At 55.8% G+C, this 12,399-nt stretch carries 13 protein-coding genes and 2 tRNA genes; 10 read left to right on the top strand and 5 right to left on the bottom strand.

Annotated features, from left to right (window positions below; all coding sequences use genetic code 11):
- The first annotated feature begins 103 nt into the window (after positions 1-103).
- On the top strand, positions 104-907 hold the full coding sequence (gene motA / locus AC06G8_RS00675) for a flagellar motor stator protein MotA (protein WP_048745204.1): 804 nt from the start codon (positions 104-106) through the stop codon (positions 905-907).
- Positions 891-1,730 (top strand): flagellar motor protein MotB, encoded by an 840-nt coding sequence (gene motB, locus AC06G8_RS00670; RefSeq protein ID WP_447665106.1) that lies wholly within the window; start codon positions 891-893, stop codon positions 1,728-1,730. The genes motA and motB overlap by 17 nt, the downstream gene beginning before the upstream one ends.
- 222 nt (positions 1,731-1,952) lie before the next feature.
- On the opposite strand, the gene rluF is transcribed toward motB, so the two are convergent.
- Together rluF and AC06G8_RS00660 are read right to left on the bottom strand one after the other, a co-directional pair.
- A complete protein-coding gene (gene rluF / locus AC06G8_RS00665; RefSeq protein WP_447665139.1) occupies positions 1,953-2,675 on the bottom strand; it encodes a 23S rRNA pseudouridine(2604) synthase RluF in 723 nt (240 codons plus the stop codon).
- Between the two features lie 87 nt (positions 2,676-2,762).
- Positions 2,763-4,964 carry an ATP-binding protein gene (locus tag AC06G8_RS00660; protein ID WP_480284101.1) on the bottom strand — a complete coding sequence of 734 codons (2,202 nt, stop codon included), beginning with the start codon at positions 4,962-4,964 and terminating at the stop codon, positions 2,763-2,765.
- Between the two features lie 476 nt (positions 4,965-5,440).
- On the opposite strand from AC06G8_RS00660, the gene tadA reads away from it, so the two are divergent.
- On the top strand, positions 5,441-5,917 hold the full coding sequence (gene tadA, locus AC06G8_RS00655) for a tRNA adenosine(34) deaminase TadA (protein WP_447665104.1): 477 nt from the start codon (positions 5,441-5,443) through the stop codon (positions 5,915-5,917).
- A 57-nt stretch (positions 5,918-5,974) separates the two neighbouring features.
- Here tadA and AC06G8_RS00650 read toward each other — a convergent pair whose 3' ends face one another.
- The 3 genes from AC06G8_RS00650 to AC06G8_RS00640 form a co-directional block, all read right to left on the bottom strand.
- Positions 5,975-6,187, bottom strand: coding sequence for a Spo0E family sporulation regulatory protein-aspartic acid phosphatase (locus tag AC06G8_RS00650; RefSeq protein WP_447665103.1), 213 nt, complete (start codon positions 6,185-6,187; stop codon positions 5,975-5,977).
- Between the two features lie 162 nt (positions 6,188-6,349).
- Entirely contained in the window at positions 6,350-7,456 is a 1,107-nt protein-coding gene (locus tag AC06G8_RS00645) for a DUF1648 domain-containing protein (RefSeq protein WP_480284100.1), read from the bottom strand.
- Positions 7,453-7,869: a GntR family transcriptional regulator gene (locus AC06G8_RS00640; protein WP_480284099.1), complete on the bottom strand. Its 417-nt coding sequence runs from the start codon at positions 7,867-7,869 to the stop codon at positions 7,453-7,455. Before AC06G8_RS00640 ends, AC06G8_RS00645 begins: the two co-directional genes overlap by 4 nt.
- Before the next feature lie 213 nt (positions 7,870-8,082).
- Here AC06G8_RS00640 and AC06G8_RS00635 point away from each other — a divergent pair, with 213 nt between their 5' ends.
- The 7 genes from AC06G8_RS00635 (at position 8,083) to AC06G8_RS00605 (ending at position 12,385) form a co-directional block, all read left to right on the top strand.
- On the top strand, positions 8,083-8,283 hold the full coding sequence (locus tag AC06G8_RS00635) for a hypothetical protein (protein ID WP_447665100.1): 201 nt from the start codon (positions 8,083-8,085) through the stop codon (positions 8,281-8,283).
- A gap of 49 nt (positions 8,284-8,332) precedes the next feature.
- Positions 8,333-8,409 (top strand) — tRNA-Arg (locus AC06G8_RS00630).
- 494 nt (positions 8,410-8,903) lie between these two features.
- Positions 8,904-9,452 (top strand): VanZ family protein, encoded by a 549-nt coding sequence (locus AC06G8_RS00625; protein WP_480284098.1) that lies wholly within the window; start codon positions 8,904-8,906, stop codon positions 9,450-9,452.
- A gap of 83 nt (positions 9,453-9,535) precedes the next feature.
- The gene (locus AC06G8_RS00620) at positions 9,536-9,913 is read left to right on the top strand and encodes a PH domain-containing protein (protein WP_480284097.1); all 378 of its coding nucleotides are present in this window, start codon (positions 9,536-9,538) and stop codon (positions 9,911-9,913) included.
- Positions 9,914-9,997: 84 nt separating this feature from the next.
- Positions 9,998-10,074: transfer RNA gene (locus AC06G8_RS00615), tRNA-Pro, on the top strand.
- 133 nt (positions 10,075-10,207) lie between these two features.
- The gene (locus AC06G8_RS00610) at positions 10,208-11,275 is read left to right on the top strand and encodes an SPFH domain-containing protein (protein WP_480284096.1); all 1,068 of its coding nucleotides are present in this window, start codon (positions 10,208-10,210) and stop codon (positions 11,273-11,275) included.
- A 6-nt stretch (positions 11,276-11,281) separates the two neighbouring features.
- Positions 11,282-12,385 (top strand): TFIIB-type zinc ribbon-containing protein, encoded by a 1,104-nt coding sequence (locus AC06G8_RS00605; protein ID WP_480284095.1) that lies wholly within the window; start codon positions 11,282-11,284, stop codon positions 12,383-12,385.
- Positions 12,386-12,399 lie beyond the last annotated feature (14 nt).

Raw genomic sequence — 12,399 nt, 5'->3', positions numbered from 1 at the left:
GCAACCAGCCGAGAAGTCGATATATAGGACACAAAGGGCTCGGCTCCGCATCGCCTCGGCGCTTGGAGAGCCTGTCATCAACCATTTTTGGACGGGGTGTATTATGGAAAAATCCACATTCATCGGTATTGTACTGGGTTTTGCCGCCGTATTGGTCGGCATGGTGCTAAAGGGAGCTCCGCTCCACAATCTCGCTAACCCAGCGGCATTTATGATCATCATTGTCGGAACGGCCGCAGCGCTCTTCATCGGCTTCCCGATGTCGGAGATCGCCAAGTTCCCGACTCTCTTGAAGCTCGTCTTCTTCAGTCCCAAGCTGCTGTCCCGCCAAAATCTGATCGGCATGTTCGCGGACTGGGCTTCTGTAACCCGCCGCGAAGGACTGCTCGCTCTGGAGACGAAGGTCGAGGACATCGAGGACCCGTTCCTGAAGAACGGCATGCGCATGATCATCGACGGCAACGATCAGGACTTCGTGCGCGAGGTGCTGCTCGAGGACATCGCGGCGACGGAGGACCGGCACAAGGCCGGCGCCCTCATCTTCACCCAAGCCGGCACCTACGCCCCGACGCTCGGGGTTCTCGGAGCCGTAGTCGGCCTCATCGCGGCCCTCTCGGACATGAGCGACATGGAGAAGCTGGCCCATGCGATCGCCGGCGCGTTCATCGCGACGCTGCTCGGCATCTTCACCGGCTACGTGCTGTGGCATCCGATCGCCAACAAGCTGAAGCGGATTTCCAAGCGCGAAATCCAGCTCAAGCTGATGATGGTCGAAGGCCTTCTCTCCATCCAGTCCGGCGTCTCGACGATCGCCATCAACCAGAAGCTGTCGGTCTACCTGACGCCGAAGGAACGAATCCAAATGCAGGAATCGAAAGAAGGGAAGCTCATTGAGCAAGAAACATAAGCACGACGACCACGAAGAGCATGTGGACGAGTCTTGGCTCATCCCCTATGCCGACCTGCTCACCCTGCTGCTCGCCCTCTTCATCGTTCTCTACGCCTCCAGCTCGGTCGACGCCAAGAAGTTCGAGCAGATGAGCCGCGCCTTCAACATCGCCCTCAGCGGAGGCAACGGCGTCCTCGAGAGCTACAAGTCGATCGACGCCCAGGCGATGGTATCCGACAAGAAGGAAAAGGAGCAGGGACAGTCCTCCTCGGATTCGTCGCAGTCGACCCAGGACTCCCAGAGCCTGGACAAGGCGATGCAGGAGCTGATGCGCAAGGAGCAGGAAGATCTCGAGAAGCTCAAGCGCCAGGTGGACAAGTACATCAAGGACAACGGCCTCAGCACCCAGCTGGAGACGAAGCTCAACCAGTCCCGCCTGATGATCACGATCAGCGACCGTGCCTTGTTCCCTTCCGGCAGCGCGGCGGTGAAGCCCGAATCCCGCAAGCTCGGCACCTTCATCGGCGGCATGCTGCAGAAATATCCCAATTACGAGATCATGGTGTCGGGCCATACCGACAACCAGCCGATCAACAATTCCGAATTCAGCTCCAACTGGGATCTGAGCACGATGCGCGCCGTCCGCTTCATGGACGTCCTCCTGCTCAATCCGAGCCTCGATCCGAAGCGCTTCAGCGCCGTCGGCTACGGCGAGTACAAGCCTCTGGCCACCAACGACACCGATGTCGGCAGAGCCAAGAACCGGCGGGTCGAGGTGTCCATCATCCGCAACTACGCCGAACCTTCAGCCAAAAGCGAGGTATCGGAAGTCTTCAAGTAGGACTCATTCTCTCCGTCATGACCGCAAGCTCTTGCGTCCCATTTTGCCGCCGAGCTATCGCCGCTTCGGCACCCATCTCCACAAAAGCCCCGCTACCGCCGGTTGAACCGGCGAAAGCGGGGCTTCTTTAATAGGGCTCGCACGAGCAACGCTCGGCGGTGACGCCAGTGGCTCCTGGATATCCTCCATGGCGACATCGGCAGCTTGATCCCTGTCGCCGTTTCAGCTCCGGCTTCCTGCGGGGGAAGCCGGCTCATAGTCCAGATCGGAAAACAGCTGCTGCAGCTCCTCGCGGCTGAGATCGCGCCATTTGCCGGCCGGCAGGCTGCCGAGCTGGATGTTCATGATCCGCAGCCGCTGCAGCCGGCGGACCTTGTAGCCGAAGGCGCTGCACATGCGCCGGATCTGCCGGTTCTTGCCCTCGGTGAGGATGATCCGGAAAGTCCTCTCTCCGACCTTGGTCACCTTGCAGGGCAGCGTCATGCTGCCCAGGATGCGTACGCCCTCGCTCATTCCCTTCAGGAACATCGGCGTGACCGGCTGGTCGATGGTCACGACGTACTCCTTCTCATGGCGGCCTTCCGCGCGGAGGATCCGGTTGACGATATCTCCGTCGTTGGTGAGCAGGATCAGACCCTCGGAATCCTTGTCCAGGCGTCCGATCGGGAAGATCCGTTCCTTATGGCCGACGAAATCGACGATGTTGCCCTCGATGTGGGACTCCGTCGTGGACGTAATGCCCACCGGCTTGTTCAGAGCCAGATAAACATGGCCCCGGTGGACGGATACCAGCTCGCCCTTCACCCGGATCTCGTCGCCATCCTGGACTTGGGATCCCAGGACGGCAAGCGCGCCGTTGATCGTAACCTGTCCGCCTTCTACCAGCTTGTCCGCTTCCCTGCGGGAGCAGAACCCCGTTTCGCTGATCCATTTATTGATTCGCAATCGATCCACCTCGGCTCTTGCTGCCTGCCTAAGCGCCGCTTCGGCAGCAGCTTCAATGGTACCATTGTACCACACCCGCAGCCGCTCTCAAGAAGCCGCTCCGTCTTCACCGCTGCGCCTATCGGAAGACATGGGCAGCGTGATGGTGATGGATGTGCCTTGGCCCAGCTTGCTTTGGATTTCCATACGGCCTTTGTGGCTCTGGATGATCCGCTGGCTGACCATGATGCCGAGTCCCGTTCCGGTTTCTTTGCCCGTAAAGAAAGGATTCCCGATCTTGGGGATGATATCCTCCGCAATTCCGATCCCTTCATCCGTGATCCGGACAGAGACGGAATGCGGCTCTTCCCTGTGGATGTCGAAGTAAACGTTGCCGCCTTGCGGCATGGCTTCGATGGCGTTTTTGATGACATTGATGAACACCTGCTTGAGCTGGTTCTCCTCGCAGGAGATCAGGCAGCTATCGTTCGTGAAGCGGGTATGGAAGACGGCATTCTTGAGGTGTCCCTCGCTGTCCAGCAGCGAGATGACGTCGCCCAGCGTGTACCGGACGTCCTTGATCTCGAACTTGGCGGCCTGAGGCTTCGCCAGGATGAGGAATTCGCTCACGATCAGGTTGATCCGGTCAAGCTCGGCCAGCATGATGTCGTTATGCTGCAGATTCAGCCTGCCGCTCTGCTGCTGCAGCTGCAGGAACCCTCGCAAAGTCGTCAGCGGATTGCGGATTTCATGGGCGACGCCGGCAGCGAGCTGGCCGACCGTCGTCAGCTTCTCCGACTGCCGCAGCAGCTCTTCCATCTTGGCCCTGGAGGTGACATCGCGGGCGACTGCCACCAGGCTCCACACCTCTCCCTGTGAATTGCGGACGGTGGACAACGTCACGCCCACCATCAGGTAATCCCCGTCCTTATGGCGCCACTTCTCTTCTCCGGGCGGCAGCGCCTCCCCCTGAAGCATGCGGGCGAGCTCCGGATTCTTATAGGCATGCTCGACGGGATGGACGATATCCGTAATGCGGAGAGACGAAATGTCCGCAGGAGAATACCCGAAAGTATGGAGGAAGGATTCATTGACCCTCAGCAGATTCCCGTCCAAGCCGATGATGACGATGGGATCGGCCGTGTTGTTGAAGATCGATTCCAGCTCTTCCTTCATGAGCGCATTTTCATTGACGGCCGCCTTAAGCTTGTCCGTATACGATTTCAGGCTTCCCGACATATGGTTGATGCGGCTCGCCAGCTCCCCGATCTCATCGCTGCGCTTCACTTCGATATCCCGGTCGAACCTGCCGAACGCGACTTCGTTGACTTTGTGCAGAATCCCCTTGAGCGGCCGCAGGAGCAGTTGGATGATGACCCATGTTCCGATCAGCGTCGCGGCAAGGATGAGGAGAGAGCTGCCGATCTGATTGCGGCGGTGCATGGAGGAAAGGTTCTCGATCTTGGTACGGTCGACTACGACGGAAATGACGTAGTTGTTGTTTTGCGCTTCCTGGAAGGGATACCAGGAGCGGAGCACGGACTTGCCTCTGATGACCGCTTGTTCCGACTGCACCTGGCCTGCTTCCGCCAGCTTCAGCAGCTCCATTCCCCGCGGATCCGAAGCGTACTGCTCGCTTCCGTACTTCAAGGCGCTGGCATCGGTTCCCTTTTGCCCGCCCATGCTCCAGATGCCGATCTCAAGCACCTCGGGCTGATAGGTCCTGACTTGATCGATCAGCGAGTCCGGAGAGTAGCCATGCGCATAGATCGTCAATGCAATGATGTAGGGATGCTCGGAATCGGTGTAATAGCCCCAGGATACAGGAACCTTGCCCCCGTCCGAGAAGGTATCCTTCATGAGATAGCGCTGCCCGCTGGCTGGAGGCCCGCCCGTCCATTCCACAGGAAGATCGTTCCTCCCGAGCGCCATTTGGCCAATCCTTCCGGCGTCGCTGGATGCGATGATCTGGTAGCCGCCAGACACCGGCTTCAGCAGCTCCAGCTTCTCGGCTCCCGTCAGCTTGGCCGCCTTCTTGAGGCTGGCCTGCGTTTCCTCTCCTCCTACCAGGGATGCCGCCTGCACGGCAGCGTGGCGCAGAATCGTCGCCGCTCTCTCGCGCTTCTCCTCCCTTCCTTCAAGGAATTCTTCCACCAAAGCCGACGTATGCTTGCCCACCGTCTCCGAGAACATGGTCGTTTGCGAATTCAGTTCCCGGCGGATGAAATGATCGTTGATGAAGACATTCAAGACCAGCATCACGCTGACCAGCACGGAAATGATAAGGGAAAGCCTGGTTTTGACGGACAATGCCGGACACATCCTTATATGAGGATCAATACCCAGATGATACCACATTTATCCAAGCTGCGGCCTTTTCTGTTAAGGGTCCAATGGCATAAAAGGACTTTTGATCCACAGATCAACGTCCTCTTCTTCTCTATTCCGAATGTATTCACAGCTCTGTCCACAAAAACGATGACTTATCAACATTTTCAGAGAGTTGTGCACAGCATTTCGGTGGATAGTTTGCGGGAAGATTCAAATAATTTATAGTTATCCACAAAATTGTGCACAACATGTTAACAAAAGAATGTTTGTTCGTAGCATAAAACGCTATTATTCGACATCCCCTCCCTGTCGAAAGTCACTTCCTAGCGAGAGGAACGAGCAGACATGCTTGCGGCGGGCTCTTATGCACAGATTCTGTGTACAAGCGGCTTGCATCCGCCCCGGGTATCAGGGACAATAAGTCCATAAACCCGCATCAGGAAGGAAAGATTGATTTGCTTCGTCAGGAAGAAGATGAGCGTTGGATGCGCGAGGCGATCGCCGAGGCCAGAAAAGCGGAAGCGATCGGAGAGGTGCCGATCGGCGCCATTATCGTGCATGAGGGAAAGATCATCGGCCGCGGCCACAACTTGAGGGAATCGCTGCCCGATTCGACTGCGCACGCGGAGATGCTGGCCATCCGTGAAGCGAGCCGGAGCCTTGCCGCATGGAGGCTGCTGGACTGCACGCTGTACGTCACGCTCGAGCCCTGCCCGATGTGCGCCGGAGCTCTGGTCCAATCCAGGGTCAAGCGGGTTGTGTACGGCACGCCCGATCCCAAGGCCGGCTGCGCCGGCACGCTGATGAATCTCTTGGACGAGCCGAGGTTCAATCACATAGCCGAGCTTACGTCCGGGGTACTTCAAGAGGAGTGCGCTTCGCTGCTCACCGATTTTTTCAGACGGCTGCGCAAATCCCGTTCCACTCGGTGAGAACAAGTAAGGGCCTGCAGCTCCGGTTCTCAAGGGAGGCATCATCTGCTCTCTTGCTCACCGGGCCGCAGGCCCTTGTTTCCATATCCGTTCGAGCTTGAACTCCCGCTGCTGCTGCTGCAGCTCGACGATTAAGCGGTCCGCTTCCTCGCTGATGGCCAGAACTTCGGGATCCGTCAGGCTCCCCCGCTCCTCAGCTGCCTGATATAGCTTGCTGCGCAGCTCCTGCAGCCTCTCCAATCGTTCGTTCCTCATCATATTGTCGCTCAAGTTACGCTCCTCACCTGGATGCTTCTTCCGTCGGGCTGTTCTTTATTATACCCGTATGAGGAGAATTTGTTTGTAATAACTTGTCGACAAAATAACGATAAATGGTGGAAATATTCGACAAATCCGGTTTTGGATTAAGTCTTTTGCCTCATTTGAATAGGACTATCGATTCAAAAATAAGGGAATGCAGGCAAATCCGAGAATAACTGCGATTATCACCCAAGAAACAGGATGGCCCCAGTTGAGCGTAAACCCGATGCCCGTCCGCTTCTCGACGAAAATAGCGGAGTCCGACCGGTCCCAATAGAAAGCCCCCGCCTTCCACTTTGAATCCTCTCCCGGTCTCGATGCCTCCATCCTGCCCTTGCCGAGCTTCATCATGCTGATGACGAAAGCCGCCGACATGACAAGCGGCGCAATGCCCGCCGCCCCGATCAGGATTCCATCCATCCGGCTCCCGCCGTACAGCATGAAGGCCTGCAGGAACCCCATGAAGATCATCATGCCGAGGCCCAGCAGAAGCAGCAGCAAGGACATTCCCTTGCGATAGCGGCGCTGCTGCTCCTCCGAGCGCTCCGGGTCAGCCGGATCGATCTTCACCCGGGCTGCCCCCGTCGTGTAGTTGACGAAGATGAATACGGCCAGCATGAACAGCTGGACAATATTCATCTCGAATACAGTACCGTAGGATTTGTCCTGAATCCGATCCGGAATTCCTTGGGCATTATAATGAGTAATGATGCTGTCCGGTATTTTGCCGTACAGCAGCCAAGCGGCTCCAACACAGATAAGAATGACGAGCAGATGGGGAGCAAATGCATACAGCGGATAATGGAGCCGCTCCTTGCGGATCGACAGGCTTGCGGCGGTCCTTTTCTCCTCCTGCCAGCCTGCCTCGCGCTTCAGGCGCTCCGCCTTCTGGTGGAAAGCGACGAACAGGCCTCCCGAAATGCCGAGCAGCGCCAGCAGGGCGCCGACCGGCAGCGTCGCCAGCCATTGCGAAAGGCTCTCGGCAGGCATCGTCCCGCCGGCTTTCCATAGGATTCCCGCGGCAACCAGGATGCCGAATGCGAGGCCGTACACAATCACCTGACTCGTATAGGAACGGCGAAGCTTGCGGACGGCATCATCGTCGACAGCCGACTTCGGAACCGAGATTCCGAACAGGATATTCCGCGGAGCAAAAGAGGGCTGGAAAGCCGCAGCGGCCAGGATGAGCAGATAGACAGCCCCCATCGTCAAGCCGAATCCGTACATAGACATATTCATCGCTCATTTCCCCCTTCATGCATATCTCTTGCTTGAGGCCGGATGCTCCGATAGGCGCTTCGGCATTTCTCCAGAAACTCTTCTTCCCGAATGCTTCTGCACAACGCTTCAGAGGCGAGCGATTCCAGCTGCCGCTCCATCCGCGTTCGGAAAGCATCCGTGACAGGCAAGGACCCAGCCGCCTGCACGACCGCTCCCTTTTGCCGGTGGATATGGACAAAACCCTCCTGCTTCAGCAGCTGATACGTCTTGTTGACCGTATGCAGGTTGATGCCGAGGTCGCCGGCGAGGCTGCGGACCGAGGGGAGATTCTCCCCGGACTCCAGCCGGCCTGATGCGATGCCTCGGACGATTTCGTCGTATAGCTGCGTATAGAGCGGAGTGTCGGACTCGTAATCGATGGAGACGATCATGGCGGCATCCTCCTCCTCGTTTAATGTGTGTTTGTTATACATAAAGTATAACAGATAGAACTGTGTGAAGCAACCCGGCTTCCGCCCATTCTCCTGCCGGCTTCAAGTTCTGAATCTCGTCCCTTCTTCATATAGATAAAGACAGAGAACAGGTTTGGCGGGCTCGCTCGACGGGAAAGCTGATAGGAACGCAAGCGGGAGGATGGATGAAGAATGATGGAGAAGAAGCAGAAGGAGCAATTCGCTGCGGGCGCCAGGATGGTGTACTGCCTGGACACGCATCGCCTGCTGGCCGCCGATGACCGGCTCTATGTATTCACCACGGCATTCCGGACCTGGAGAGGCGTCAACTATCCGATCGCGGTCCGCAGGGAATCGCTGCGCCCGTCCTACCTGATGGCCGTGTCGGATTGACGCCCAGGTTGCAGGGATGTTCCCAACCATGGTATAGTAAATCCGATGCGCGCCCGTAGCTCAGCAGGATAGAGCAACAGTTTCCTAAACTGCAGGTCGTACGTTCGAATCGTATCGGGCGCGCCATTTCCTTCAAAACCGCGTAACATCAACATTTCCAAGCGTTGAATGGTTTCGGATGGCTTGGCGCAAGGCACACAGTCTATAACGTCAATTCGAGCGAACTTTCCGCCACATGCGGCAGGCAATATATATAAAAAAGGCGATCTCCTACGAGTCCTTGTAGGAGGTTTTTTTTATGTCCATTGATCACCGTAAAGATTGATCATCAATACGAGGCCAACGTAATCCAGCAGCCAGTAAGCGAGATACCGGTTATTGCAAAAAGAATGCATTTCGAACTGGCGCTGCTTTCACGAATGGTTATCTTGCATCGTCTTGATATAAAAGACTTAGAAAAAATCCCGTAAATTTTCTTTTACATGAAGATGGCTGATTGCTAATTAGACTATAATTGGGTTAGTTTTATTAAGCACGTAAAAAAGTTTCTGACTCAGTGAACATAATTTATAAACTGAACGTCAAAGAATAAGCAGGGATAAAAGAAAATTGGAGGTTCTATGAATAAACGAGAGCGAATTAAATCAATTTTCTTATATGTCGTTTTCATTTTTTACATCGTTTTCTTAATTAAACTACTATTATTATCAAGAATTTCACTTTCGGAGATCTTTAATGATCAAAGGACTTTAAATAGGTCAATCAATCTTATTCCTTTTTATAGTATAAAGGAATATATACTTGGTGGTTCTGCGACTATAAAAAAATTCGCTTTTAGCAATGTGGTTGGTAATATTGTTATCCTTATTCCTCTTGGCACTTATTTGTCACTATTCAAAAAGGACATAAGAGTAATAACCAATCTGTTGGTTATATTCTTTGTGAGTTTATCTGTTGAAATCATTCAGTGGCTTTTAGGCATCGGAGCAGCTGACATTGATGACATCATTTTAAATTGTTTGGGTGGATGGATTGGTATTTTAGGGTATAAGTTTTTAGCGTTTATATTACGAAATGAGAAAAATGTACGTACTGCAATCACAATATTATCTGCTATAGGGTTGCCTGTAATATTATATATATTATTCATGGTGAATTTGAGGCTCTGAATTCCATTTATCCTTTTTTTGGAACTTTACTCCTTCTCATGCGTTAGAAGTGGAAAGCTGAATGAAGGAAAGGGCGATGATCAATGGGCTTATTTGACGGGCTGATGGGGAATGCATCCGAGCTTGCTCCTGCCGAGGTGCAGAAGGAATTCCAGCACATGCTGGGCCGGAACGAACGCGTGGAGAAAGCCTACAAGCTGATACGAGACATGTTCCTATTCACTGACCGCAGGCTGATCCTCATCGACAAGCAGGGACTGACCGGCAAGAAGACGGAGTACCATTCGTACCCGTACAAAAGCATTTCGCATTTCGCCGTCGAGACGGCCGGCCACTTCGATCTGGACGCCGAGCTCAAGTTCTGGGTATCCGGCAGTCCGACACCCGTCTCGAAGACGTTCAACAAGTCTCTCAATATTTACGAGCTTCAGGCCGTTTTGACCGAATACGTGTGCAAATAAGCGCAAGCCCTTCGTCCTTAGGATGAAGGGCTTCCATCTTTACAGCTTCTTTGCATCCATGCTATTATTTTTTTGCAACGTTTTCGAGACGTGGCTCAGCTTGGTAGAGCGCTTGCTTCGGGAGCAAGAGGTCGCAGGTTCAAATCCTGTCGTCTCGACCATCACAACCCTTACAACCGGTGCCTGAGGCAGCGGTTTTTTTGTTGTTCCCTCCCCTCTTTTTACCAAGTGGTGTCGAATCGTCGCCATGCAGCGTTTATAATAGGGAAAAACCTTACTGATCGGAGGCGTCACATGGGACTGTTCGATTTTCTGAAAGGCCAATTCATCGAAGTGATCGAGTGGCTGGATGACACCGGCTCCATGGTCTACCGTTTCCCCGTCTACGACAATGCCATCAAAATGGGAGCCAAGCTCGTCGTGCGCGAGTCGCAGGCGGCCGTCTTCGTCAACGAAGGCCAGATCGCCGATGTTTTCGGCCCCGGCACCTATACGCTGAGCACGCAGAACATGCCGGTCCTGACCGCCCTCAAGTCGTGGAAATACGGCTTCAACTCGCCGTTCAAGGCCGACGTCTACTTCGTCAGCACGCGCAACTTCACGCAGCTCAAGTGGGGGACGTCCAACCCGGTCATCATGAGGGATGCGGAGTTCGGCATGGTGCGGCTGCGCGGCTTCGGCAACTACGCCCTGAAGGTCCATGATCCGGCGGTGTTTCTCCGGGAAATCTTCGGCACCCAAGCGACGTTCTCTGCGGAAAATGTCGGGGGCTACCTGAAATCCGTCATCGTGTCCGGAATCAGCGACCTGCTGGGCGAATCGCGGATTCCCGTCATCGATCTCGCCGCTTCATACGACGAGCTCGGCAGCGCCGCGGCCGCCAAGCTACAGCCCCAATTCGCCTCCATGGGGCTGGGCCTCACCGCCCTCACGATCGAGAACCTGTCGCTCCCCGAAGATGTGGAGCGCGCCATCGACCGCAGATCGTCCATGGGGATCGTGGGCAATCTGGACACCTATATGAAATACCAATCCGCCGAAGCAATCCGGGAAGCGGCCAACAACCCGGACGGAGGCGCCGGCGCGGGCATCGGTCTCGGAGCCGGAATAGCGCTGGGCCAGGCGATGGGCCGGATGCTGTCGCAGCAAGGCGAGGAGAGCGCGGGCAGCCATTCAGCTGCGGGCGGAAGCCCGGCAGGAAGCAGCGAACCGGCAGGCGGCTCCTCTGGAGGAGGCTCGGCGGCGAGCGATGCGCCGCAGAATTCCGGCACCGCTCCAGGCAGCAAGAAGTTCTGTTCGGAATGCGGTCAGCCGCTCGCACCCGGCGCGAAGTTCTGCTCCAACTGCGGAACCAAGGTGTAGATTCCGATGGCCGAAGAAGTGAAGGTTCCGGAGGTCATTGCTTTTCCTTGCGCCGGATGCGGGGGGCCCATGCTGTTCGATGCGGACAGCCAGCAGCTCAAATGCCAGTACTGCGGTCGATTGCAGGAAATCGAGGAAGACCGCACCCCGCCCAGCGAGTATGACCTCGAGGATGGCAGGGACGATGCCGATACGGATTGGGGCATCTCCCAGATCGCGGTCAAATGCGGCAATTGCGGCGGCGAAAGCCTCATTCCTGCCCAGCAGACGGCGACGGTATGCGTATTTTGCGGCTCGCCCAAGGTGCTGCCCCAGCCGGAGTCGGCCAGCATCCGCCCGGAATCGCTCATTCCGTTTCATGTCGACAGCGAGGCTGCGGAGGCTTCCTTCCGTGCCTGGAAGAAAAAGCGCTGGTTCCTGCCCAATGCCTTCAAACGGGAGCGCACGGCCGCCCGTCTGTCAGGAATCTATATTCCCTACTGGACGTATGATTCGGACACAGACTCCGCCTACTCCGCCCAGCGGGGCGATTATCATTACCGGACCGTGACCCGCACCCGGACCGTAGACGGAAAAACCGAGACGTATACCGAGCAGGAGCGCTACACGGTCTGGCACTACGTGAGCGGCAGCTACAGCCATTTTTTCGACGATGTGCTCATTCCCGCTTCCGGCCAGTACGACGCCAAGCTGCTGGACCGTCTCGGCGACTTCCGCCTGGAAGGACTGCTCGGCTACAAGCCGGACTATCTCAGCGGTTATGTCGCCGAACGTTACTCGATCGGCCGCTCCCGGGGCTGGGAGCTGGCGAAGGATAGAATCGCCTCCTCGGTGGAAGGAGCTGTCCGCTCGCAGATCGGCGGCGACGAGATCAGCAATCTGAGCATCAGCACCCGGTACGCCGACCAGACCTACAAGCATCTCCTGCTGCCGGTATGGAACGCGACTTACACGTACAAATCCAAGCTGTACCGCTTCATGGTCAACGGACAGACCGGGCTAGTATCCGGCCACGCTCCGCGCAGTCCTTGGAAAATCGCCTTGTTTACGCTGGCTTGCCTGGCGGTCATCGCCGCAATCGTGCTGCTTGTCATGAGTCGCCAAGGATAGCGCGAAGCAGCCGG

This window comes from Paenibacillus sp. SJS-P3 (assembly GCF_056711585.1).
This window is presented reverse-complemented; position numbering and strand designations above follow the sequence as displayed.